Source organism: Variovorax sp. LARHSF232 (genome assembly GCF_052871435.1).
On record NZ_JBIXJS010000018.1, the window covers coordinates 15,694 to 38,705 of the forward strand.

19 protein-coding genes and 1 pseudogene are annotated in these 23,012 nt (G+C 65.6%); 11 read left to right on the forward strand and 9 right to left on the reverse strand.

The window, feature by feature from the left end; all coding sequences use genetic code 11:
• Positions 1-584: 584 nt before the first annotated feature.
• The 4 genes from ACIPRI_RS26255 to ACIPRI_RS26270 all read left to right on the forward strand — a co-directional run bounded on the left by ACIPRI_RS26255 (position 585) and on the right by ACIPRI_RS26270 (position 5,879).
• Positions 585-2,063 (forward strand): aldehyde dehydrogenase, encoded by a 1,479-nt coding sequence (locus tag ACIPRI_RS26255; RefSeq protein ID WP_446624451.1) that lies wholly within the window; start codon positions 585-587, stop codon positions 2,061-2,063.
• Between the two features lie 42 nt (positions 2,064-2,105).
• Positions 2,106-3,578 carry an FAD-dependent tricarballylate dehydrogenase TcuA gene (gene tcuA, locus ACIPRI_RS26260; protein WP_446624452.1) on the forward strand — a complete coding sequence of 491 codons (1,473 nt, stop codon included), beginning with the start codon at positions 2,106-2,108 and terminating at the stop codon, positions 3,576-3,578.
• A 141-nt stretch (positions 3,579-3,719) separates the two neighbouring features.
• On the forward strand, positions 3,720-4,745 hold the full coding sequence (locus ACIPRI_RS26265; protein WP_446624453.1) for a Bug family tripartite tricarboxylate transporter substrate binding protein: 1,026 nt from the start codon (positions 3,720-3,722) through the stop codon (positions 4,743-4,745).
• 198 nt (positions 4,746-4,943) lie between these two features.
• On the forward strand, positions 4,944-5,879 hold the full coding sequence (locus ACIPRI_RS26270; protein WP_446624454.1) for a LysR family transcriptional regulator: 936 nt from the start codon (positions 4,944-4,946) through the stop codon (positions 5,877-5,879).
• A gap of 366 nt (positions 5,880-6,245) precedes the next feature.
• Here the strand turns inward: ACIPRI_RS26270 and ACIPRI_RS26275 are convergent, their stop codons facing one another.
• The 3 genes from ACIPRI_RS26275 to ACIPRI_RS26285 all read right to left on the reverse strand — a co-directional run bounded on the left by ACIPRI_RS26275 (position 6,246) and on the right by ACIPRI_RS26285 (position 9,315).
• Entirely contained in the window at positions 6,246-6,728 is a 483-nt protein-coding gene (locus tag ACIPRI_RS26275; RefSeq protein WP_446624455.1) for an adenosine-specific kinase, read from the reverse strand.
• A gap of 597 nt (positions 6,729-7,325) precedes the next feature.
• Positions 7,326-9,065 carry a SagB/ThcOx family dehydrogenase gene (locus tag ACIPRI_RS26280; RefSeq protein ID WP_446624456.1) on the reverse strand — a complete coding sequence of 580 codons (1,740 nt, stop codon included), beginning with the start codon at positions 9,063-9,065 and terminating at the stop codon, positions 7,326-7,328.
• Positions 9,066-9,132: 67 nt separating this feature from the next.
• Positions 9,133-9,315 (reverse strand): hypothetical protein, encoded by a 183-nt coding sequence (locus ACIPRI_RS26285; RefSeq protein ID WP_446624457.1) that lies wholly within the window; start codon positions 9,313-9,315, stop codon positions 9,133-9,135.
• Between the two features lie 33 nt (positions 9,316-9,348).
• Between ACIPRI_RS26285 and ACIPRI_RS26290 the strand changes: the two genes are divergently transcribed.
• The gene (locus tag ACIPRI_RS26290; protein WP_446624458.1) at positions 9,349-11,466 is read left to right on the forward strand and encodes a thioredoxin domain-containing protein; all 2,118 of its coding nucleotides are present in this window, start codon (positions 9,349-9,351) and stop codon (positions 11,464-11,466) included.
• A 1,368-nt stretch (positions 11,467-12,834) separates the two neighbouring features.
• On the opposite strand, the gene ACIPRI_RS26295 is transcribed toward ACIPRI_RS26290, so the two are convergent.
• Entirely contained in the window at positions 12,835-13,089 is a 255-nt protein-coding gene (locus ACIPRI_RS26295) for a hypothetical protein (protein WP_446624459.1), read from the reverse strand.
• 269 nt (positions 13,090-13,358) lie between these two features.
• On the opposite strand from ACIPRI_RS26295, the pseudogene ACIPRI_RS26300 reads away from it, so the two are divergent.
• Both ACIPRI_RS26300 and ACIPRI_RS26305 read left to right on the forward strand, forming a co-directional pair.
• Positions 13,359-13,616: pseudogene (locus ACIPRI_RS26300) on the forward strand (nucleotidyltransferase domain-containing protein); the annotation flags it as partial.
• Positions 13,520-13,996, forward strand: coding sequence for a hypothetical protein (locus ACIPRI_RS26305; RefSeq protein WP_446624460.1), 477 nt, complete (start codon positions 13,520-13,522; stop codon positions 13,994-13,996). The pseudogene ACIPRI_RS26300 and the gene ACIPRI_RS26305, both read left to right, overlap by 97 nt.
• 411 nt (positions 13,997-14,407) lie before the next feature.
• Here ACIPRI_RS26305 and rsmI read toward each other — a convergent pair whose 3' ends face one another.
• Complete coding sequence (rsmI, locus tag ACIPRI_RS26310) at positions 14,408-15,358, reverse strand: 16S rRNA (cytidine(1402)-2'-O)-methyltransferase (RefSeq protein ID WP_446624469.1); 951 nt, start codon at positions 15,356-15,358, stop codon at positions 14,408-14,410.
• A gap of 7 nt (positions 15,359-15,365) precedes the next feature.
• On the opposite strand from rsmI, the gene ACIPRI_RS26315 reads away from it, so the two are divergent.
• Positions 15,366-15,782: a YraN family protein gene (locus tag ACIPRI_RS26315; RefSeq protein WP_446624461.1), complete on the forward strand. Its 417-nt coding sequence runs from the start codon at positions 15,366-15,368 to the stop codon at positions 15,780-15,782.
• Positions 15,783-15,811: 29 nt separating this feature from the next.
• Positions 15,812-16,402: an SIS domain-containing protein gene (locus tag ACIPRI_RS26320; protein WP_446624462.1), complete on the forward strand. Its 591-nt coding sequence runs from the start codon at positions 15,812-15,814 to the stop codon at positions 16,400-16,402.
• Here ACIPRI_RS26320 and ACIPRI_RS26325 read toward each other — a convergent pair.
• On the reverse strand, positions 16,399-17,343 hold the full coding sequence (locus ACIPRI_RS26325; RefSeq protein WP_446624463.1) for a hypothetical protein: 945 nt from the start codon (positions 17,341-17,343) through the stop codon (positions 16,399-16,401). The two genes, ACIPRI_RS26320 and ACIPRI_RS26325, sit on opposite strands and share 4 nt — an antisense overlap.
• A 207-nt stretch (positions 17,344-17,550) precedes the next feature.
• Here ACIPRI_RS26325 and ACIPRI_RS26330 point away from each other — a divergent pair, with 207 nt between their 5' ends.
• Positions 17,551-18,321, forward strand: a complete 771-nt coding sequence (locus tag ACIPRI_RS26330; RefSeq protein WP_446624464.1) for a BON domain-containing protein — start codon at positions 17,551-17,553, stop codon at positions 18,319-18,321.
• Between the two features lie 15 nt (positions 18,322-18,336).
• Here ACIPRI_RS26330 and ACIPRI_RS26335 read toward each other — a convergent pair whose 3' ends face one another.
• Genes ACIPRI_RS26335 through ACIPRI_RS26345 form a run of 3 tightly spaced genes read right to left on the reverse strand, consistent with a single transcriptional unit; the run spans position 18,337 to position 21,778 of the window.
• Positions 18,337-19,263 (reverse strand): NAD(P)-dependent oxidoreductase, encoded by a 927-nt coding sequence (locus ACIPRI_RS26335; RefSeq protein WP_446624465.1) that lies wholly within the window; start codon positions 19,261-19,263, stop codon positions 18,337-18,339.
• 34 nt (positions 19,264-19,297) lie between these two features.
• Positions 19,298-20,281 (reverse strand): Bug family tripartite tricarboxylate transporter substrate binding protein, encoded by a 984-nt coding sequence (locus ACIPRI_RS26340; RefSeq protein ID WP_446624466.1) that lies wholly within the window; start codon positions 20,279-20,281, stop codon positions 19,298-19,300.
• 36 nt (positions 20,282-20,317) lie between these two features.
• The gene (locus tag ACIPRI_RS26345; RefSeq protein ID WP_446624467.1) at positions 20,318-21,778 is read right to left on the reverse strand and encodes an amidase; all 1,461 of its coding nucleotides are present in this window, start codon (positions 21,776-21,778) and stop codon (positions 20,318-20,320) included.
• A gap of 110 nt (positions 21,779-21,888) precedes the next feature.
• On the opposite strand from ACIPRI_RS26345, the gene ACIPRI_RS26350 reads away from it, so the two are divergent.
• Entirely contained in the window at positions 21,889-22,806 is a 918-nt protein-coding gene (locus ACIPRI_RS26350; protein WP_446624468.1) for a LysR family transcriptional regulator, read from the forward strand.
• Positions 22,807-23,012 lie beyond the last annotated feature (206 nt).

A 23,012-nucleotide genomic window follows, 5' to 3' on the forward strand; every position in this document is an offset into this window, starting at 1 on the left:
GTGCGTTCATGCCAACTTTGATACTGCACCGCCGCGCGCGACGCACGGCCAAGTGCTGCACTATCGCTTGTGAAAGTGCCCTTACTGTGTCGGAAGTGAAGCGCGGCTTTGGAGCGACCAGGACGTGTAGACGCTCGCCGCTGCTCGGGGAGAGGGCATGCCCGAATGCGTGGTGGACGCAGATAAGTCGGCATGGGAATGCCACGCAATTTGCAGACGTGTATCGGCTGTGCTGGACGCCAAGTTTCCGCCTGGGAGCTCTCGTATCCCAACACAGGCGTCCCACCCCTGTACAGCGCGATTCATCGCTTCGCTGCTCCCATATTGAAGAACGTCCTGCTGCACGGCGATGCCGAGGCACCAAGCTGGAACTAGGGGGGCAAGCAGGCGTCAGTGTTGTTCCGTGGACTGCGACACCACGGGCGCCATCGATTCCAAAACCTCATGACAAGGACAGGACTAATCGTTTGTTCGCTTGAGCGCGAAGCCCGAAACTGACTTCAACCAAAGGCCACAGGCGAACGCACAGAGCGGCGTCGCATGGAACCCGGTTGTCCATCAGTCAGAGACTTACGGAGCGCAATATGCAGCAGTACAAACTCTTCATCGGTAACGAATGGCAGACCTCGACCTCGGAGGAATGGTTCGATTCACTGGACCCGTTTTCCGGTGAACCGTGGGCCAAGCTTCCCAAAGGCAACGCCCAAGACGTCGACCGTGCGGTCGAGGCTGCCAAGGCAGCCATGAATGGCCCCTGGAGCACGATGTCGGCGACACAGCGCGGCATGTTGCTGCACAAATTGGGCGAACTCATCGACGCCAACTTGGACGTTCTGACGGAGGTGGAGGCCCGCGACAATGGAAAACTCCGCACCGAAGTGCGTGGCCAGGTTTCGTACATGGCCAAGTACTTCTACTACTACGGTGGCCTCGCCGACAAAATCCAGGGGGCCGTCATCCCGATGGACAAGCCCAAGGTCTTTAACTACACGCGCTATGAGCCTGTGGGTGTCGTCGGAACCATCACGCCTTGGAACTCGTCGCTTCTGCTGACAGCGTGGAAGGTTGCACCGGCACTTGCCGCTGGCAACGTCATCGTAGCCAAGCCTTCCGAACATACGTCGGTATCACTGCTCGTTCTTGCCGGGCTATTCGCAGAGGCTGGCTTTCCGCCGGGCGTATTCAACGTCGTCACTGGATACGGGAAAGACGTGGGCGAGCCGCTGGTTGAGCATCCCGACGTTGCCTGCATCGCGTTCACCGGCGGTGACGAGGGTGGTCGGCGCGTGAGCGTAGCTGCGGCCAAGCACTTCAAGCGCGTCACCTTGGAGCTGGGGGGCAAGTCGCCTAACATTGTTTTCGACGACGCGGACCTCACCCGCGCGGCCAACGGCGTCATCACAGGCATCTTCTCCGCCGGTGGGCAGACATGCATGGCCGGCTCACGCCTGCTTCTGCAGGAAAGCATCCACGACGAGTTTGTCGAGCGCCTGATTGGCATCGCATCCAAAGCAAAGCTCGGTGACCCTGCGCTGCCCGACGTGCAGGTCGGTCCTGTCGCCACCAAGCCGCAGTTCGACAAGGTAGTCAGCTACATCGAGGTGGCGAAATCCGAAGGAGCGAAGTGCGTATTCGGCGGCAAGGTGCGCAGCGGCCCGGGGTTCGGCGCCGGCCAGTTCGTGGAGCCGACAATCTTCACGGGTGTCGACAACGGGATGCGCATCGCGCAGGAAGAGGTTTTCGGCCCGGTGCTGTCGGTACTGAAGTTCAGGGATGAGGAAGAAGCAATCCAAATCGGCAATGACATCCGTTTCGGCTTGGCCGCAGGCGTTTGGACGAAAAGCCTGCACCGCGCGATGCACATGTCGGAGCGTCTGAAGGCTGGCACTGTATGGATTAACAACTACCGGTCAACGAGCTTTGCCACGCCGTTCGGCGGCTACAAGGACAGCGGCCTGGGCCGCGAGGGCGGTGTCGAGGCGGTCAAGGAGTTTCTCGAGGTCAAGAGCGTCTGGATTTCTACGGACCTCGACATGCCCGACCCTTTCATCCGGAAGTACTGAGGCGGCCGTCCAGCGGGTGAACAACTACGAAAAGGTGGAGACATGAGAGAAGAAGGAACAGCGCCCAGGGCGTGCGACGTGCTCGTTATCGGCTGCGGCATATCGGGCCTCAGTGCGGCAGTGTCCGCAGCTGCGGCCGGTGCCAAAGTCATCGTCCTGGAGCGGGCAACGAGTGATGAGTTTGGCGGCAATACGCGCTGGACCGAGTCCTACTTTCGCATGATGGACGAGAACCAGGTCAGCGACGACTTCGAGGAGTTGCTGGTGGCCAATGCGGGCCATCACATCGACCCGAACGTTGTTCAGCACGCCGCGGCCGCCTACGAAGACTGGCCTCCGTACGTCAAGGCGCACGGCATGCCGGACCCGGAGTTGATTTCGACGCTTGCGGCGCAGGCGGGTCCGACCGTTCAGTGGTTGAAGACATTCGGTGTCCGTTTCGCCGCGCTGCCGACCTATTTCGTAACCGCGGCGGCTCCTCGTCTCATGCCCGTAGGGGGAGGCCTTGCGATGATTGAGGCGCTTCGCGACGAAGCGATGCGCGCCGGCGTCGAAATTCGGTACGAGGCCACGGCACAGACATTGGAACGCGGCGACGGCAATGGCAACGTCAGCGTGGACACCTTCGGGTCTGACGGTCGGATGAAGCGAATCAGGGCAAGAGCGGTGGTGCTTGGCACGGGTGGGTTCGAAGGCAACCCCGAGATGCTCACGCGCTACATCGGTCCAGAGGCACGGTTCCTTCGGCCGGTGGCCCGCGGTGGCTACTACAACAAGGGCGAAGGCATTCGCATGGCGCTCGACGCAGGCGGTGCGCCTGCGGGCGATTTCGGGTCTTACCACGCTGAGCCGATGGACCCACGCTCGGCCCAGGTTGAGCCGTTGGTGATGAGCTTTTCCTACGGCCTTCTTGTGAACAAGGAAGGGCGCCGGTTCGTCGACGAGGCGCCCGGGCCTGTCGATGTTCACTACGACCATATCGCCCGCGATATCAAGAGTCAGCCCGATGGCGTGGCTTATATGGTCTACGACCAGCGTATCAACGACGTGCCCAACTGGAAGAAGGGCATTCGGACGGACCAACCTCCCATCCAGGCAACGACGTTGGCAGAGCTAGCCCAGGCCTGTGGCATCTCTGAGGTGGGCCTCCTCAAAACTGTCGAGTCATTCAACGCCGCTTGTCCGGAAGGGGAATTCTCACCTCTCAACGTCGATGGCCTCGCGACGGTTGGCATCGAGCCACGGAAGTCGAACTGGTCACGGCCCATCGACCGGGGGCCGTTCTGTGCGTACCCCATCATGTCCGGCATCTGCTTCACCTACGGTGGCGTGAAAACGAACAAGCAGGCACAGGTTATCGACAACGACGGGCGAGTCATTCCTGGCCTCTACGCCGTTGGGGAGGCGGCAGGACTGTACTACCAGGTCTACACGGGGGCCACGTCGGTGTTGCGAGGTGCCGTGTTCGGAAAGATTGCCGGAGAGCATGCGGCCAAGCATGCGAACTGGCAGTAAGTCGAATTAATGGTCAAAGCGCGATACACATGACCTGCTGCCGGGCGACACCGGCGCAGTCGAACAATCTTGATTCAGGGAGCGCATCTGCCCGTGGGTAGGTCGCTGCAGTACGCCTTTCCAAGGCAAAAAGGAGACAGCATGACTTCAATCAAAATCTCAGCCGCACTTCCCTGGACCAATGGTCGCCAGGTGCCGGTGGGCCGCTTTGGACGACGCCTTTTCACGGTGGCATTGGCGTGCATGGCTCCGTTGAGCTTTGCGGCAACTCCGTCTTGGACGCCGCCTGGACCCGTGAGGCTGGTGGTTCCCTACGCGCCGGGAGGAGGCACGGATGTGCTCGCTCGCATCGTGGCCAATCAGATTGGCAACGCGTTAGGGAAGCCTCTCATCGTTGAAAACAGGCCGGGTGTGAACGGCATCCTTGGGGCCAACTACGTCTACAGCGCGCCAGAAAACGGCACGACGCTGCTGTTCGCTGCTGCAGACTTCATTTCCGTTTCCCCGCACATCTATAAGAAGGCGGTGAAATACGACCCCAACGGCTTCAAGCCCGTCGCGCTGGTTGCAAAGATGGGCTTCGTTCTGGCCTCAAAGGAATCCAGCGATACCAAGAGTGTCGCCGAGTTCGTCGCACAGTCCAGAGCCAAGGAGATTACCTACGGACACTGGGGTCCTGGCAGCATGTCGCAGATGGGCATGGAACTCTTAAGGTCGAAAACCGAAGGAACGAAGGCCCTCCCAGTCCCTTACGCAGGTGCCGCCCCGGTGATGGCTGCTGTCATGGCCGGCGACGTCGAGTACGGCTTCATCCCGACGCCGCTGGCTGTCGCGAGCAAATCCAAGCTCAAGCTCATTGCACTCGGGTCGCCCGAGAGGTTTCCCGCCATCGGCGACGTTCCAACGCTCAAGGAGCAGGGGTACGCCGTCGACTCGGACACCTGGTTCGGCGTCCTTGCTCCCCCCAATACGCCGCAAGCGGCCATCGAGGTGCTCCAGGCCCATGTCAATAAAGTGGTCCGCGACCCCGCGGTGCGCGCGCGCATGGCCGAGATTGGCTATACGCCGTCAAACATCGAGCCGCGCGATTTTGGCGCCTTTGTGCGGGCGGAGAATGTGCGCTGGGGCTCTGTGGTCAAGGCAGCAAACATTCAGGTCGAAGAGTAGGCGCGCCCGCCGACGTCTCGACGCGCCCAGGACCTTGCGTTGAAATCGCTGAACAGGTCGTGGCTCAGCGCTCTCGGGACCGCCGTCTCGCCCCCGGAGGGTCGCTTGCCGATGCCCCCGCCGTCGGTGTCAATGTCAAGTCGCGGTCGGCTGGTCTTGGTCAACAATGCCTTGCCAACCGAACGGCCCCGACCACTTATGAAGCGAAAAATCCCCAGCATCGTCGCCCTGTCACTCTTCGAAGCTGCTGCGCGACATGAAAGCTTTGCACGCGCCGCCGCCGAGATGTACCTCACCGAAAGCGCCGTGAGTCGTCAGATTGCTGTGCTGGAACAGTTTCTTGGAGTCAAGCTCTTCAGTCGGGTCAAAAAGCAGGTCATCCTGACCGAGGCAGGGAGGCTTTACAGCCGCAACATCCGTGGCAACCTCGATGAAATTGAGATGCACACGAAGTCTCTGATGGAGCACAAGGGGGCTGGCGGCGTCCTGGAACTCGCGGTCATCCCGACGTTCGCAAGCCGTTGGCTGCTGCCGAGGCTGAATGATTTCCTGCAGAAGAATCCCGGCATCACGGTCAACCTGTCCGAGCGAGCAGAACCGTTCACTTTTCGCGGGACCAATCTCGACGCTGCGCTGCATTTCGACGACCCTGTCTGGGACGGCGTCGAGAAGGTGCATCTCTTTGAGGAAGAAGTTGTCCCCGTGGTCAGCCCACGTCACTTCGACCTTTCCAAAATCAAGACGCCCTCTGGACTGATGTCATTGCCTTTGCTCCACAAGCGCGTTCGGCCGGAGGCGTGGCAGCGCTGGTTCGAGACTGCCGGATGCAAGGAGGTCATTCCTGCGCCGGCGATGCGCTTCGAGCTCTACGCGATGGTCATCGACGCCGCGCGCGCGGGTCTTGGCGTTGGTCTTGTTCCTCGCTTCTACGTTCAAGAGGACGTCGAGCGTGGGGCACTCGTCATCCCATTCAATGTGAGCCTGAAGCACGAGAAGCGGTACTGCTTGGTGTATCCAGAGCACAAGCGAGACTCTCCGGTGGTGCAAGCGTTCCGTGACTGGGCGATTCACACGGCGGAAGACTTCAGCCGTATGGGGCAAGCCAACAAAAAATCGAAGAGACATCACAACTAGTCGACTTCGTTGCTTCCACGGAGTAAGCGCGTCGTCGTACACAAGAATCTGATAGTCGCGGCGGCACGTTTTCCAACTCTTGCACGGGCAACGGTTCGGGGCCTGATCCCATGCCACAGTCGAACGGCGCACAAGCTCAGCGAAGGCGTCCTCGATGGATGCAAATTGGCCCTGTGGCTCTGCATGAAATTCGTCCTCAAGGACAACTACGGCTGCCATGATTTCCACGCCTTGTTCAAAAGTCTGGCACTTCAGATGCTGCCCCAATCGGGAACGTCCGCAGTTGGCCGAACCAAGCCGGTCGGTTGATCGGCTTGGATCGATCCCTGTGCATCCGAGTCGAGCTGGACCGTGTCCGCTCGTCGCTCAGAGCTTGTAACCGAATTGGCGCAGCATCTTCTTGCGCGCTTCGACGTCGGACTCGGTCTCGACGCCCTGACTCTTGACGCCATCCACAACCCCGAGAATTCCTCGCCCGTTGCCCGTCTCGGCCACGATGACCTCCGCCGGATTAGCCGTCGCACAGTAGATGGCACAAACCTCCGGCACCGCCTTGATGGTGTTCAGGATATTGATTGGGAACCCGCCGGTCATGAAGACAATGAAGCAATGTCCGCAACTCAGCGCCAGGGCATTCTTTTGCGCCAACTCGATGAGTTCCGCGTCGTTCCCGGTCCGACGCACCAGGGCGGGCCCACTTGACTCGCAAAACGCGATGCCGAACTTCATCTGGGGCACTGTCTGCACGATCGCCTCATGCAGGTCTTCGATCGTCTTGATGAAGTGTGATTGACCGAGGATGAAGTTGACATCGGTCGGCTTGTCGATCGGGACGGATGTTAGTTCCACGACAGTCTCCTTTTTGCATTGCGACCCCGTTGGGCGGGTCTGGTCCATCGGCAGCGGACTGATAGCGGGCCGATCAATCCGATGGATTGTGCCGACGGTCAGCACCTGGTTGCACCGCAGGCGCTGGTTGGACCAGGTCAATCCGGACCGCGCAAATGGCCCTCGTCAAAGCTCCGATCACTGCTCAGCGAATTGGCGGACACGGCTGCGGCAAGGAACTGCACGCCTTGCGCGACATGCTGCCACGCGACTGTACGCCTGCGCAGCGCGTTTCCCCGCGACGACGAGCGCGCCGTCAACGCTGGCGCAGCCTGTCTCCCACAAGTGCGCCGCGGCCTGGGCCACGGGCCGACCGACCGCGAAATGGTGCGGAACTTTCTGCGCAGGGGCCGATCAGAACTTTGTGATGCAACGGTGGACTCAGTGGCTCATTCGGCCACGGGAGCTTTGCTCCAAGGGGTTCGCCCCTTCCTCCCGCATCGCCCAGAAACCCGCCTTGATGGCGGGTTTCTTCGTAGGTCGCCAACATGTGCATCGAGTCACGTAGAGGCGACGGGCCACCGGCCCGGCATGCTCGCCCCGCGACCGTTCGTTGCGTCACGCGAGGTCTGTACCACTCCCCAACGCCTGCGGATGCGCGCCGTAGGGCGCCAGCGTGGTAAGTCGGCTGTCCTCCACCGGGCCACCGATCGTGAAGTGATAGAGCGACTGGAACTCCAGGTCGCTGAAACCGAACACCCGGTGCACCGGGTCGTCGAAGAAGCAGCCTATGCCCGTGGCTCCGATGCCCGCCGCTTCGGCTTCCAGGTACAACACCTGACCGATCACCCCCGTTTCCCAAAAGAGCCGGCGATAGACCCAGGGCCCGTGCGCCAACAAGGCGTCCCGATACTCGGCGATCATGCCGAGCGAAAAGACCCCGTCGCCCGCGATGTCCTGAAAGCAGCTCACTTGCGTTGCGAGCTGCCTCGCATCGCCGCTTTCCAGCCTGCGAAGGGGAAGGTCCAGCGGGCATCCGGGGGGCTTGGACCAGTCGAAGCGCTGATGCATGGCGCGCTTCAACTTGTCCAGCTTGGCCAGGTCGCGAACGAGGACGTACAGCCCCGAGTCGAGTCCGTCCACCCGGTGAACGAACAAGGCGAGGTGGATGCGCGGCTCCCAGGCAATGGCATCCCAGGGCAGCGGCCGCCGGTTCGCTTCCAGCTCCACACGCGGCATCACGCGGGCGAGCATGCCGTAGAAGCGCTCGGCCGGGAGCGACGTCTTGCCGTCACAGGCCAGGAGGCTGCGCCGCTGCCGGATGATCCGGCCGGCCAGCGGCCCGTCCGGGAGCGCTGCGGCTCGATGCGCTGGGGCCGATGCGCCGAACAGGTCCAAACCAACCCGCTCGTCGATCGGATTGCGTGAGGCGAGCGCCACCTCGTCGATGACGCTCCAGGCGACTGGGTCGTCGCGGCTGAGCCGGTTCGCTGCTCCGCACCAGCCCTGCTTGGTGAGTTCGCGCGCCAGCAGCGGATCAAGGCCGAGCGGCAGCGCGCGCTGCGCGCCTGCGCACCACGGCCCGGCCGAGTCGCTCGGCCAGACAAGCATGACGAGTTCGGGCTCTTCGCGCTCGGCGCCTGCGAAGTCTTCCGCGCGGTCTAGCCCCAGCAAGGCTTCGATGGTTTCGTCGGCCAGGCCATGCAACACGACAGTGCGCCATCCCAGGGTCGCGGCGGCGATGCCAAGCGCGCCGATGGCATGGCCAGCGTCGTGCTGGCAATAACGAAACGCGCGTTCGCCGTACTTCCACGCTTCGCGCCAGTGGATGGACGAGAGACCGATCAGAAAGGCCTGTGGGGGAAACTCTCGCATCAACTGTGCGAACCATTCGACGGAGCCGTTCGCGCGCCGTTCCAGGCCGTGCTCTCTCGGCGCGTAGTGGTACAGGCCGGGCGCGTGCGCCAGGCCGGCAAGCGCGCCGATCAGCAGGTAGCCCTCGGTGGGATGCAGATTGCCACTCGAAGGGTTGCTGCGCAGTGCCCAACGCGTGCCGCCCGCCTCCTTCCAGGCCGACAGCGCAAGCGCGTACTCGAACAGCCGCGACAGCGAGCGGAGCGTGAGCGGCGCGCTCGGAACCGAGGCCCGCCGATAGATGTCCTGGTAACCCGGCGACAGTGGCTCTTCGTCCGCGCCAAGGATGGGCAAGCGTGTGAGCGGCGCCCCCTCGTAGCGGCGGAACGGGTTGGGTTGGTTGACCCAATCCAGGGTGCCGGCCGAGCGCGCATAGCGGTGGAACTGGTGCTTGGTGCGCTCGTGATAGCGCAGCACCGCTTCGAGCTTGTCGGGGTCGTGCATTTCAGCGTCGTCGCATCCCCGTGGAGATGCAGGGATCGCCGGTGTCGCGGGTACGGCCATACATACCTCATGGCCAACCGCGGCCGGCTTCAAGTGGGCGCAAGCCGCGCCGCATCTGCGTCAGCGCTGCGAGAATGCGTCCTGCCAGCGAATCGTGCAAGCTGGCCCCGATCCGGGCTTTCCAGATCAGGCTGGGAAACATCAGAATGCCGTCTGAGGTTTCCATCCACCGGTTGCTTTCCTTGACCATGGCCGCGCCTTCGATGAAGCATAGGCTAAAACAATGGCGAGCTTTCCCCAAAAAGCTCCGACGCCCGGGCCGCTGTCCATGACGCCTTTCACTCCGCGCCTCCCGGACCGCCCCGCCAACCGCCTTGCCCGCGAGACCAGTCCCTACCTGCTGCAACACGCGCACAACCCGGTGGACTGGTACCCATGGGGTGAGGAGGCCTTCGCCAAGGCGCACGCCGACGACAAGCCGATCCTCCTGTCGGTGGGCTACGCCACCTGCCACTGGTGCCATGTGATGGAGCGCGAGAGCTTCGAGGACGTGGGGCTGGCGCGCCAGTTGGCCGATGGCTTCGTCGCGATCAAGGTCGATCGCGAGGAACTGCCGGACGTCGATCACGTCTACATGAGCGCGCTGCAGGCGCTAACCGGCCGCGGCGGCTGGCCGATGAACATGTTCCTCACGCCTCGACTTCAAGCCTTCTTCGGCGGCACGTACTTCCCGCCGCGATCGCGCCAGGGAATCGCCAGCTTCTCCGAGGTGCTTGCCGCCGTGCGCGACGCCTGGGTCCACCGGCGCAGTGACATCGAGCGGGAGGCCCAGACGCTGCTCGATCTGGTGCGCCGCGGCAGGACCCTCCCGGCCCGTGCGTCGGCCGATGACATTCACCGGCTTGCGGTGGCCCAGCTCACCTTGCGCTTCGACGAAACGCACGGGGGCTTCGGCAGCGTGCCCAAGTTTCCGCAGACTCCGCTGCTGCAATACCTGCTGGCGCTGGCCGCCTGCGGCGACGCGAGCGTGCGCTCGATGCTCGTGACGACGCTGCACCACATGGCAGCCGGAGGAATGTATGACCACGTCGGTGGTGGCTTCGCTCGCTACTCCACCGACGAGCGCTGGCATGTGCCGCACTTCGAAAAGATGCTGTACGACAACGCCCAGTTCGCGCGCGTGTACGCCGGCGCGTTTCGGCTGACCGGCGACGAGAGGCTGCGCCATATCGCCGAGGGCACATTGACGTACCTGCTGCGCGAAATGCACCCGGCGGCTGCGCCGGGGGCCTATGCTTGCGCGCAGGACGCCGATGCCGAGGGCGTCGAGGGCAAATTCCACGTCTGGACGCTGGCCGAGTTCCGCGCCGTGCTCGGCGGCGATGCAGAGGCCGCCGCGCGTCTGCATGGGGTGACGGTGCAGGGCAACTGGGAGCACGGCACGAACGTGCTTGAGCGCCGCGATCCGGAAGGCGTGCGCGCCGAACTCGGCATGGAACCCGAGGCTTTCGTGACCTGGGAGCGCTCGGTACGCGAGCGCCTCTACGCCGCGCGCGCCCGGCGCGCCTGGCCGATCACCGACGACAAGGTGCTGGCCGACTGGAACGGCATGGCGCTGCGCGCGTTCGCTGAAGCCGGGCGGCTGCTTGGGCGCGACGACTTCGTGCAGGCTGCACGAACGCTGGCGCGTTTCCTGCTGTCCGCCATGGTCCGGGACGGGCTGGTCCACCACGCCTGGCGCGACGGCACGCTGCGCGACGAAGGGTATCTGGCCGACCATGCGCAGGTCGGGCTCGGCCTCGTCGAACTGCATGCAGCCACCGGCGAGTTGGAGTGGCTGAACGCCGCGCTCGACCTGTGCGGCGGCATGGTCGAGCGCTTCCATGACGCGGTCGATGGCTTCTTTGACAGCGCGTCGCTGCAGTTGCCGATGCGGGCGCGGAACCTCTACGACGGCGCCGTGCCCTCGGGCACTGCGGCGGCGTGCGAGCTGTTGCTGCGACTGGCGCGGCCCTATGAACGCGGCCACTGGGCCGACATCGTCCACGCGACGCTCGAGGGCCACGGCGCATTGATGGAGGAAGCGCCGATGGCCGCCCCGGCGTTGCTGCACGCACAGCTGCTGGCCGAGCAAGGGGCTGACCTTGCGATCCCGGCGGGACCGGGCAGCGAACGCCTGTGGGCGGTGGCGCAGTCGGCGTTCGCGCCGCTGGTCACGCTCTTGCGTGGCTTTCCAGGATCGATGCCGCTGCTCGAAGGACGGATCGCGGGCGAGGCCTACCTCTGCCGAAATGGCAGCTGCGAGCTGCCGGCACGATCGGTCGAGGTGCTGCGTGAGCAACTGGCAAAGGGGTACGCTGGCCCGGCCGGCAAGTTCGCAGCACCGGACGGCGCTGCTTGAGGGGTTGCAGCCGAACCATCAGCCCATGAGAAGGCCAGCGATTCACGCCTGGCGCGCCGCGAAGAGGTCGATGACCCGGTCGTTCGCACGTTTGGGGCACTCTGCCCATCTGGGGGACGTTCAACACCCGGAAATGGGTCGACGACGCCCTTGCGCCAATGGATGCGCTCCATGATGGGCTGGCCAAAGACGGTGCAAGCCCTGATCTCGGCGCAGGAGTTGCTCCCAGCGCTGATCGCGCAGGAGGAAGCGGAGCGCAAGGCATACAGCGAACCAACGGGCAACGGGCACTTGGCGCCACGAGATTGCGGGGCTGTACGGCCCGAGTCCGTCGCCTCCGACCCCGTAGACAACGTCGTCAAGCCATCCTGTCTAGGCCGCAGAAAGGGTCACAAGCGGCACCACGCCACTCACCCAAAGGCGCCTGTAGGCGCGTGGATCACGCCGCAGCCTCTACGGCTACTGGCCTTCTGTCGATGAGACTGGCCGCAAAGAACGTCTTCCACTGGCCGGGTGCGGCCCCCCACAACGGCTGCTCCTGCTCAGCATGGGCGCCGTCCTTTCTATACCGCCCCATGCGATCAGGGCACCACACGCTGTAATCTCAATCCTATCGGCATAGACGAAGACAGGTCCGCCATCGCCTGCAACACACCAGTAGTGCGCGCCATAGTCGTTTGCAGAGCTCATGATCAACTCCATTGCTGGCGCGCTACCGCCCAAACCAGCCATTCCCCCCACCCCACGTGCCCGGACGAACGCGCCGCCGAACCATTCTGCGCGTTTTGGGTGGCGCGTAGCCGGTCTTGTCGCACAGCACCGCATAGCAGATGCGCGCCAGCCTGTTGGCCAGAGCATCTGGCACGACGAGAACCCTTGAGCGTGGAGTCCTGACTCCCGCGCTCACGCCTGGCGGTACCTGAAGCGCGAGCCGACCACCGCAGCAGTTCCGGCAGCAACGCTACCTCCCGCCCATTCGCCAGCATCGTGTGCGACGAGGCGGCGGCTTTCACGGTCTACGCGTTCCATCTCCGAGACCAGGCTTCGCATGACGTTCAGGTGACGGGGCCACGGAAGGCAACGCCCGATAGGGCTCCGACGCCACCTCCAGTCCGCTGCTGGATTTGCGCAGTGGACAGACGACGAACCGAGTCGGGAACCTGTAGACCGATGCGCGTTGTGGTTCCATACGGTTCAAAGTTGAGAAGCTAGATTCGAGGGGCTGGTAGGCGATTGTTGATGCCTTTTTCGGTTGGTGTGCACGCGCTTCAGGATGGGGCCTCCTCGACCCGAACCAACTCGTCGCGCACCGCGAGCGTCCGCTATCGAGCGAATTCTGCGGCAAGGCCGACGGGCTGCTTTTGGCCGTTACCGGGTGAGCGCGAAGAACGCCCAAATGAGAACGAGCCCGCCCGCGCAGAAGAGGAAGATTCTCGGCAAGTAATACGCGAACACCACCTCGCCGGTCGCAGCGGCTTGACCCCACGCCTTCGGCCGCTCCTTCAAGAGCGCGGCATCGAAGAACTTGTCGCTGCCCACGTACAGGCACCCGAAGATGCAGAAAAGCGACCCTGCGGAGCCCACGAGCAGCAAGATGATGACAAGCGCGAGAGGTTGTTCCATGGACGACTGGTTCTGGCCGTTCAGTAACTTTGACGAGGGTCGGCTTCTGTTGATGCTGAAGGCCCGCACTGGGGGCCAGAAGCCGACGTTCGAAGCATGACATCCACCCCCCGGAAAAAAAGTTGGCAGAAACAATAGGCATCGACGCGAGCGGCTGCATTCGCACAGTTGCGCACGCTCCCCTTCAGGCAGCCTTTTTCGCGGTGGTCGAAGACCTTCGCAGCATGCTCCTTGGCCCTCTTGTGCACTGAGTCCACAGCGCCTACCTCTATGGAAGCGTTGCGCGCGGCGACGCGGTACCGGGACGTTCGGACCTGGACGTTGTCCTGGTGCTCGCTGGCAAACCTGCATTGCAAGACAACCTGGACATCGAAGCCGCACGGCGGAACTGGAGAGCCGCCATCCCGAAGTTACGAAGGTCGACTTCGACGTGGGCTTTCTCGAAGAAGTACAGGCCCCGGAGAACCGGGACCGCTGGGGCTTCTGGCTCAAGCACCATTGCCGATGCATCCAGGGCTACGACGTAGCCCGAGACCTCGCACCCTTCTGCCCGTCTAGGGAAATTGCCCGCGCAGTGAACGGAGACTTCCCCGGCGTGCTGGATGGGTACGCGCGACGCATCGAGACTGAGCCCGATGCCACCGCCCTCGCCCGATTCGCGAGAGAAGCCTCCAGAAAGCTGATTCGTGCGACCAACATGCTTCGGCCCGTCGCATCCCGCTCCTGGCCGGAGTCGCTCGAAGACCACATTGCCCTGTTTGTAGAAGCGTATCCACAGATGGCGCAGCAAGTCGTGTTCTTCCACTCGTTCGCCACTCCCCTGGGAAAGGTGCAGTCGCAGGTCGTTGCAACGGACTTCGCCGACCGCCTACGAGCCTTCTCCGCCTGGATGCAGCAAGAGTTGTGACGAGTCGTCGACGCCAAGCGTCTGCTTTCGGTGCAACTGGGCTTCGGCTCTGGGGGTTCGACGTAGCGTGGTGAATCTGCCCGCAAGGCATTTGTTTGTATGGCGCCCGGGTCCCCGTCGCGCATGACGACGTCCTAAGTGTTGCGCAGCGTCGCTTGTGTTGCGTCGGTGCGACATTTTGGGTTCCGTCGGTATTTTTGTCGGTATCTTGGAAGTCATGATCTTCCATGTCCAGCATTCATGCGGGTTGCCATAGGGTTTGTGATTCCTGGCGGCGACCAAACAATGACAGCCGGAGGCTTGTACCCACAGCTTCCGGCTTTTTCATTGGCGGGCGGGCAGCGATCATGTTCCACCCAGGCAAAAAATCCAACTGCGAAAGCCTGGCCGACCGATGCCTGCCGGGGCCATTCAGGCGCCGTCGTCCGCCTTGCGCAATTGCAGCGCCTGTTCGTAAAGCGCATTGCGCGGCGCGCCGGTGATCTCGGCGGCCAGCCGCACCGCGCTCTTGAGCGGCAGCTCCGACAGCAGCAGGCGCAGCACCCGTTCACCCTCGCCGGCCGGCCCGGCCGCGTCTTGCGCCGCCGGATGCAGCACCAGCGCGAATTCGCCGCGCGTGCGCTGCTCCTTGGTCGCCAGCCAGCCGGCCAGGCCCTCGGCGGGCACGGTGTCGATTTCCTCGAACTGCTTGGTCAGCTCGCGGCCGATGCTGACCGGCCGCTGGCCCAGCACCGCCAGCGCCCTGGCCAGCGCTTCGATGCGATGCGGCGCCTCAAGCAGCACCACGGCGCGCGGCTCGGCGGCCAGTTGCTGGATGGCACTGTCGCGCTCGGCGGCCTTGCTGGGCAGGAAGCCAGCAAAGACAAAGGCGCTTTGCGCAGCACCGCCTTCCGCGGCCGCCAGCCCGGCCGCGCTGATGAGGGTGGTGACGCTGCTGGCGCCGGGCAGCGGCAGCACGCGGTGCCCGGCCGCGCGCACGGCGGCGGCCAGCCGGGCGCCCGGGTCGCTCACGCCGGGCGTGCCGGCGTCGCTCACATAGGCGATGCGCTCGCCGCGTGCCAGCCGTTCGATCACGCCCTGCGCCGCTTCCGCCTCGTTGTGCTGGTGCAGCGCCAGCAACTGCGCGCCGGCCTTGCGGTCGATGCCGTAGGCGCGCAGCAGGGCCTGGGTGTGGCGCGTGTCCTCGCAGGCAATGGCATCGACCCGCTCCAGCACATGCAGGGCGCGCAGCGTGATATCTGCCAGATTGCCGATCGGCGTGGCCACCACGTAGAGCGTGCCCTGCGGATAATCCTGCGAGCCGGCGGCGTCGCGCGCAGCGTGCAGTGCGCTGCGAAAAGGGGAGGCGGAGGCAGCAGGCAGATTCAAGATGGACGATCTCCACAACAACAAAAAGCACAAGGCAGCGGGGAGCGGATCTTCGGGCCGCATCAGCACGACCAAGCAGCGCGGCGACGCGGCGGAAGACGCCGCGCTCGCGCATCTTTGCGCGGCCGGCCTGCAGCTGGTGGCGCGCAATTATCGAACCCCGGGGCGCGGCGGTGGCGAGATCGACCTCATCATGCGCGAGCCCGGCGGCACCCTGGTCTTCGTCGAGGTGCGCCAGCGCGCCAGCGGCTCGCATGGCGGCGCGGGCGGCAGCATCACCGGCCTCAAGCAGCACCGCATCATCTTCGCGGCGCGCCACTACATCAGCCGGCTGCGCACGCTGCCGCCCTGCCGCTTCGACGTGGTGCTGGTGCAAGAGCGCATCGAGTGGCTCAAAGCGGCCTTCGACGCCGGTTGATCGAATCGCCGCAGTTATCATGCCGCCCCATGCTCGAGCAACGGATCCAGCAGCACTTCATCGACAGCGCTGACCTCAAGTACCAGGCCGGGCCGCTCCTGAGCAAGCCGGTGTCGCTGGCCATGCAGGCGCTGCTGGCCTGCGTGACCAGCGGCGGCAAGATCCTGGCGTGCGGCGCCGGCGTGTCGGGCCTGGTCGCGGCGCACTTCCCGGCCCATTTCGTCGGCCGCTTCGAGCGCGAGCGGCCCGAGCTGGCCGCCATTGCCCTGGACGCCGACAACGCCGACCCGCTGGCCGACACACCCGAGGGTGCCGATCCCGATCGCTTCGCACGCCAGGTGCGCGCATTGGGCCAGGCTGGCGACGTGCTGCTCGCCCTGAGCGCCAGCGGCAACTCGGCTGCCGTGCTGGCCGCGGCCGAAGCGGCCCATGCGCGCGAGATGACCGTGGTGGCCCTGCTGGGTGGCAACGGCGGTTCGGTGGGGCGCGCCCTGCGCGACACCGACGTGCAGATCTGCGTGCCGCACGAGCGCGCGGCACGCGTGCACGAGGTGCACCTGCTCACCCTGCACTGCCTGTGCGACGGCATCGACGCGCAGCTGCTGGGCGAAGACGCCTAGGCGCCTGCGGTTTCTTCCGCGCCGGCAGGCCCCCGGCTGTCACGCCTGAGCGCCGGCGCCCAGGCCATGCGGCAGCTGTTGTGCTGCGCCAGCGGCAGTTCGGAAATATCCAGCCGCAAGCCGCGCTGGAAGGCCTGCAGCAATGGCGGCGTTTCATCCAAGTCCTGTGGTGCGGAGGCGCCGTGCTGTTCGCTCGTCACCGGGTCGAACGGCAGACTCATGATGCGCGCCTGTTCCCAGCAGTAGCCCCAGCGCCCCTTGAAGAGGAACTTGAACTGGCCGATGGCGGCATCCAGCGATGCGGGCGCTTCGAAGCTGGCCTGCTCGATCACCGGAACCAGGTCGGGCAGCGGCAGCAGGTGCCCGTTGAGCGAGGTCGGCTGTGCCCACTCCAGCTGGCCGGCGGACCAGCGCCAGCGCGCCAGCGGTTGCTCGCGCAAGGCCGTGTCCTCGAAAAGCTCCGGCTGTGGCTGCGGCCGGGCGGCGTCGCCGTCTGCGCAGTGCGTGATGTTGCGGCCCAGGCGCAGGCTCAGGATGCCGTCGCCCGGATCCCATTGCTCCAGCAGCCGGGTGTCGACCGGGTGAAGGAAGACGATGTCGTCCATGAAGAAGAGCACGTGGCGCGCACTGGAGGCCCGCAGCACGGCCAGCAGGTCGGGCTTGAACGCGCGCTCGGCGATGGCCGTGAGTTCCAGCGCGCGGTAGTCGGCGAACACCTCTTCATAGGCCTGCCGATGCGCGTCGGAGGACGCCAGGTACAGCACGGTGATTGGCAACGGGCCTGACACGTGTTGCGCGTAGCTGCGCAGGAACAGCTCGAGCCGGATCGCGCGGTCTTTGGAGAACAGCAGCACCAGCGGCGGATCGGTACTGGTGGGCGAGCTGACCAGCCGCGAACCGACCCGGGCCGCGATGGCGCGCGCGGCGGTCAGCGCTTTCACGCGGCCGCTCCTGGCGGCATGGCCGCTGCACTGCCGGCGGGGCGACTGACCTGCATCCGTAAACATTAACACTCATTGCGCCGATTTACGAGCCGGCGCGGCGCTTGCCGGCGCCAACGCGAGTCGATGCGCTTGGGCCGGAAATTCACTGGGCTAAACTCGTTGCGGCCAGCTCTTCAGGCACCACATCAAGGAAGGAATCCATTCATGACGCAAACGCCCACCCTGCAACGATTTGCGATCGCACTCACTGCGAGCGCTGCGCTGGCGATGGGCCTGGGAGGCTGCGTTCCGCTGGTGGTGGGGGCCGGTGCCGTTGGCGCCGGCATGGTGGCAACCGACCGGCGCAGCTCCGGCGCGCAGCTGGACGACACCACCATCGAGGTGCGTGGCGCGGCCCGCATCCGCGAGATCGCCAACGACAACATGAACGTGACGGTGACCAGCTACAACCGCCAGGTGCTGCTGACCGGCACCGTGGGCGCCGAGGCCGACAAGCGCCGCGCCGAAGAGGTGGTGGCCAAGGTCGAGAACGTGCGCAGCGTGGTCAACGAAGTGGTGGTGGGCCCGGGCAGCTCCATTACCGACCGCTCCAACGACGCCTTCATCACCAGCAAGGTCAAGGCCTCGCTGCTGGACCAGAAGGACATCTTCGCCAACACTTTCAAGGTGACGACCGAGCGCGGCGTGGTCTACCTGATGGGCATTGCCACGCGGCGCGAAACCGATCGCGCCAGCAGCATCACGCGCGGCGTGGATGGCGTGCGCAAGGTGGTGCTGCTGGTGCAGGTGGTGTCCGATGCCGAGCTGAAAGAGGCCGCGTCCGGCGGTACTGGTGCCTCTTCCTCTTCGTCGTCTTCTTCGAGTGGCGTGCCGCTGCCGCCGATGGCACCGCTGCCGCCGGCGAACACGGGCGCACCGCAGGCGCCAACAACGGCGCCGGCTTCGGGCGGCGCCGTCACCTCGCCGGTCCGCTGAGCGGCTTTTCGTTGTTCAGCGCAGGCGCGTGATCAGGCTGGAGGTGTCCCAGCGCTGGCCGCCAGCCTGCTGCACCTCGGCATAGAACTGATCGACCAGCGCCGTCACCGGCAGCCGTGCGCCGTTGCGGCGCGCCTCGTCGAGCACCAGGCCCAGGTCCTTGCGCATCCAGTCGACGGCAAAGCCGAAGTCGAACTGGCCGGCGATCATGGTCTTGCCGCGGTTGTCCATCTGCCAGCTTTGCGCAGCGCCCTTGCCGATGACGTCGAGCACTGCCTGCATGTCCAGCCCGGCGCGCTGGCCGAAGGCGATGGCTTCCGACAAGCCCTGCACCAGCCCGGCGATGGCGATCTGGTTCACCATCTTCGCCAGCTGCCCCGAACCACTGGGCCCGAGCAGCGTGACGGCGCGCGAGAAAGCCTCGGCCACCGGCTTCATCGCATCGAAGGCCGCCGCGTCGCCGCCGCACATCACGGTGAGAACGCCGTTCTGCGCGCCCGCCTGGCCGCCGGAGACCGGTGCGTCGATGAACTGCAGGCCGCGCTCGCTCGCAATGGCCGACAGTTCGCGCGCCACGTCGGCCGAGGCCGTCGTGTGGTCCACGAAGATGGCGCCCGGCTTCATGCCGGCGAAGGCACCGTCGGCACCCAGCACCACCGAGCGCAGGTCGTCGTCGTTGCCGACGCAGCAAAACACGATGTCGGCGCCGGCAGCCGCCTCGCGCGGTGTCGGAGCATGGCGCAGGTCGGCACGGGTCTGCGCGGCGAATTCCTGCAGCCAGGCGGCAGACTTCGCGGCCGTGCGGTTGTAGACCGCAACATGATGACCGGCGAGCGCGAGATGTCCTGCCATGGGGTAGCCCATCACGCCCAGCCCGAGGAAGGTGGCATGGCGCGCAGGCGTGGCGAGATAGGACTTGGAGCTGATGGAAGAGGGAGTCATCGCCCGAGCTTATTCCGCTTTTGGGCGCCCCCGATCAGTCCATCTTGATGTTCGCGCGCGCGGCCAAGGCGCGCATGCGCGGCAGTTCCTGCTCGATCCGGGCCTTCAGTGCCGCGCCGTTGCCCCAAGCCGGGGTCAAGCCGATATCGACCAGCTTCTTGCGCATCTGCGGCGTGTTCGCGACTTCGGCCAGGGCCTTCTCGAGCTTCTGTTGCACCGAGGACGACAGGCCAGCCGGCGCGACCAGCGCGAACCAGGTGCCCATCTCGAAGCCCGGATAGCCGCTCTCGGCCACGGTCGGCACTTGGGGCAGCAGGGGCAGGCGCTGCGCCGAGAGCACCGCGATCGGCTTGATCTTGCCGGCCTTGATCAGCGGCGCGGTGGCCACCACCGTGTCGACCGCCACTTGCACCTGCCCGCCCATCAGCGCGGCGAGGCTGGGCGCGCTGCCGTTGAACGGCACATGCACCATGCGGATACCGGCCGCCGACTTGAGCATTTCGCCGCCGAAGTGAACGGAGGAGCCGGTGCCGAAGGATCCATAAGAGAACTTGTCCGGCTCGGCCTTGGCCTGCGCGACGATGTCCTTGAGCGTGCTGCCGGCGGTGCCTTCGCCGGCGACCAGGAGCAGGCTCATGTCGGCCACCATGCCGATGGGCGTGAAGCTGCGCAAGGGGTCATAGGGCAGGGATTCGCGGATGGCCGGGTTGAGCGTGAGCGTCGTGCTGGCGCCCAGCAGCAGCGTGTAGCCGTCCGCCGGCGCATTCGCGGCGATCGAGGCCGCGACCACCGTGCCGGCGCCGGGCTTGTTTTCCACCACCACGGGTTGGCCCAGCTTTTCGCCAAGCTCGGCCGCCAGCAAGCGGCCCAGCACATCGGTGGCGCCGCCCGGCGCGAAGGGCACCAGCAGCTTGATCGGCCGTGCCGGGTAGTCGGCCTGGGCGAGGGCGGGCGCGGACGCGCCGGCCAGCACACAGGCCGCCAGGAGTGAGTGCAGAAAATGACGCAAGCGGGTCATGCGAAGCTCCTGTTGTGGGTGGAATGAGAAAGGGACTCAGGCCAGCAGCGGACTGCGCACGCGCGCATGGCCGCTGGCCTGGTCGTAGGCGTGGCCGATCCGCAGCACGGCCAGGTCGGCCTGCGCCGGGCCGATGATCTGGATGCCCGCCGGCAAGCCGCCGGGCCCGAAGCCCGCAGGCGCGGCCAGGGCCGGCAGCCCGGCCATGGTGGCGGGCACCACGGCCTGCATCCAGCGGTGGTAGCTGTCCATGGCGCGGCCGTCGATGGCGTGCGGCCAGTCCAGGCCGGCGTCGAAAGGGAACACCTGGGCCGCGGGCATCACCAGGAAGTCGAAGCGTTCGAACAGGCCGCGCATCACCTGGTACCAAGCCGAGCGCTCGCTGGCGGCGCGGTAGACATCCTGGCCCGAAAGCCGCAGGCCGCGCTCGATCTCCCACACCGCTTCGGGTTTGAGCAGCGCGCGCGTGCCCGGGTCGCGGTGCAGCCCTGCATTGGCGCCGGCAAATGAAAAACTGCGCAGGTCGATCCAGGCGCGCCACAGGCCTTCGAAGTCGAAGGCGGGCAGCACCGGCTCGACCGTGCAGCCGATGGTTTCGAAATGCCGCAGCGTCTGCTCGCAAGTGGCCAGCAGGCCGGGCTCGGTCGGCAGGTGCCCGCCCAGGTCACCGAGCCAGCCGATGCGCGTGCCGCGCAAGTCCCGCTCCAGGGGCTGGGTGAAGATGGCCGGGTCATCTTGCCGGCGAGTGAGCGGCAGGCGAGGGTCGAAGCCGGCCTGCACGGACAGCAGCAGGGCCAGGTCGGGAATGTTGCGCGCCATCGGGCCGGCCACGCTGAACTGCTGGAAGAAGACCTCATCGGTCGGGCCGTGCGGCACGCAGCCGAAGGAGGTGCGCAGGCCGAACACGTTGTTGAAAGCCGCGGGCGTGCGCAGCGAACCCATCATGTCCGAGCCGTCGGCCAGCGGCAGCATGTGCAGCGCCACCGCCACGCCCGCGCCGCCGCTGCTGCCGCCGGCCGAGCGCGTCGGGTCGAAGGCGTTGCGGGTGGTGCCGTAGACCGCGTTGTAGGTGTGGCCGCCCAGGCCGAACTCGGGCGAGTTGCTGCGCCCGACGAAGATCGCGCCGCCTCGGCGCATGCGTTCGAACACCACCGCATCGGCGGCCGGGACCTGGCCGCTGAAGATCGGTGAGCCGCGCGTGGTGACCATGCCGGCCACCGGCAGGATGTCCTTGGGCGCCTGCGGAAAGCCGTGCAGCGGGCCCAGGCTCTGGCCGCACGCGAGTTGCGCGTCGCGCTCACCGGCCAGCCGGCGCAGCGCGTCATGGTCCTGCGGCGCGACGATGGCGTTGACGACCGGGTTGAGCCGATCGATCTGCGCGAGGTAGGCGTCAAGAACCTCGACGCAGGACAGCGCCCGGGCGTGGATGGCGCGGGACAAGGCCGTGGCGTCGAGCATCACGATGTCGGAGGGAGGCGCGACGGGGTTTGGGGTCATGTTCAAGGCGGTGGCGCGGATGCAAGGGCCCCAGGATAGGCAGCCGCCACGTTTTGAACAATCGCCGTTGTTTCAAGTTATCGTTGCCATTTACGCAAAGCAGACCGGCTGTGCCCGTACCCTCCCATCGCCTGCAGGAAACCTCGCTGCGCTACTTTCTCGAGGTGGTGCGCTGCGGCTCCCTCACCGAAGCGGCGGTGCGTCTGAACGTGAGCGCCTCGGCCATCAGCCGCCAGGTCGCCATGCTGGAAGCCCTGCTGGGCGTGCCGCTGTTCGACCGTCGGCCGCGCGGCATGGTGCCCAGCGCGGCGGGCGAACTGCTGGCGGTGCATGCGCGACGCGGCGCGCTGGAGGCCGACCGGGTGGTGTCGGACATCCAGGGCCTGCAGGGGCTGCGCCGCGGGCGGGTGCGCATCGCCAGTTCGGCCGGCTTTGCGATCGAGTTTCTGCCGCGTGCCATTGCGCAGTTCCGGGAGCGCTATCCAGGCATCCAGTTCCACCTGGCGGTGGCCAGCCCCATGGACGTCACTACCGCGGTGCTGCATGGCGATGCCGACATCGGCCTGACCTACAGCCGCACGGCCGAGCAGGGCATCCGGATCGAGCACCGGCAGCCGGCCGCGGTGCTGGCCATCATGCGGCCCGACCATGCGCTGGCGCGCTTTCGCCATGTGACGCTGGCGCAGATGCGCGCCTACCCGATCGCGCTGCCCGAGGTCGACAACACGGTGCGCCAGCTCTTCGACATCGGCTGCAGCGAGCGCCGCATGGTGTTCGAGCCGGTGCTGGTCTGCAACCACTTCGAGACGCTCACCAACTTCGTGCTGTACGGCGGCGGCCTGTCGATCTCGGGCGAGGTCACCGTGCGCGACCGGGTGCGGCGTGGCGAGCTGCATGCCGCCGAAATCCGCGAGCGCGGCATGCGCGGCCGCGCGATCGAACTGCAGACGCTGGCCGAGCGCACGCTGCCCGAGGTGGTGCGGACCTTCCTCGACTTCTTGCGTGTGGCGCTTTTGGCGCCGGCTTAGGGCCTGTTCACACTATTTACGGGGTCGCGAAGGCATGCCAAAGCGGACAAATCAAGGCGCACGACGCCGCGTGTGCATTGGCACACGCAAGGCGTGCAACGCGGAGTTGGCCGCTTTGGCATGCCTTCCCTCCGGGTTGGCCCGCATTGGGGCCGTCTGCGGCGTTGCCCGCGCTTGCAATGCTTCAGCATTGCTGCGCACGGGCG

Bases quoted from the DNA above. Each gene is read 5' to 3' on its own strand.
- ACIPRI_RS26340 (WP_446624466.1), bottom strand. From the start codon at position 20,281: ATGACCCGCTTGCGTCATTTTCTGCACTCACTCCTGGCGGCCTGTGTG.
- ACIPRI_RS26280 (WP_446624456.1), bottom strand. From the start codon at position 9,065: ATGCACGACCCCGACAAGCTCGAAGCGGTGCTGCGCTATCACGAGCGC.
- ACIPRI_RS26345 (WP_446624467.1), bottom strand. From the start codon at position 21,778: ATGACCCCAAACCCCGTCGCGCCTCCCTCCGACATCGTGATGCTCGAC.
- tcuA (WP_446624452.1), top strand. From the start codon at position 2,106: ATGAGAGAAGAAGGAACAGCGCCCAGGGCGTGCGACGTGCTCGTTATC.
- ACIPRI_RS26330 (WP_446624464.1), top strand. From the start codon at position 17,551: ATGACGCAAACGCCCACCCTGCAACGATTTGCGATCGCACTCACTGCG.
- ACIPRI_RS26315 (WP_446624461.1), top strand. From the start codon at position 15,366: ATGGACGATCTCCACAACAACAAAAAGCACAAGGCAGCGGGGAGCGGA.
- ACIPRI_RS26320 (WP_446624462.1), top strand. From the start codon at position 15,812: ATGCTCGAGCAACGGATCCAGCAGCACTTCATCGACAGCGCTGACCTC.
- ACIPRI_RS26255 (WP_446624451.1), top strand. From the start codon at position 585: ATGCAGCAGTACAAACTCTTCATCGGTAACGAATGGCAGACCTCGACC.
- ACIPRI_RS26295 (WP_446624459.1), bottom strand. From the start codon at position 13,089: ATGGAACAACCTCTCGCGCTTGTCATCATCTTGCTGCTCGTGGGCTCC.
- ACIPRI_RS26265 (WP_446624453.1), top strand. From the start codon at position 3,720: ATGACTTCAATCAAAATCTCAGCCGCACTTCCCTGGACCAATGGTCGC.
- ACIPRI_RS26270 (WP_446624454.1), top strand. From the start codon at position 4,944: ATGAAGCGAAAAATCCCCAGCATCGTCGCCCTGTCACTCTTCGAAGCT.
- ACIPRI_RS26290 (WP_446624458.1), top strand. From the start codon at position 9,349: ATGGCGAGCTTTCCCCAAAAAGCTCCGACGCCCGGGCCGCTGTCCATG.
- ACIPRI_RS26335 (WP_446624465.1), bottom strand. From the start codon at position 19,263: ATGACTCCCTCTTCCATCAGCTCCAAGTCCTATCTCGCCACGCCTGCG.
- ACIPRI_RS26285 (WP_446624457.1), bottom strand. From the start codon at position 9,315: ATGGTCAAGGAAAGCAACCGGTGGATGGAAACCTCAGACGGCATTCTG.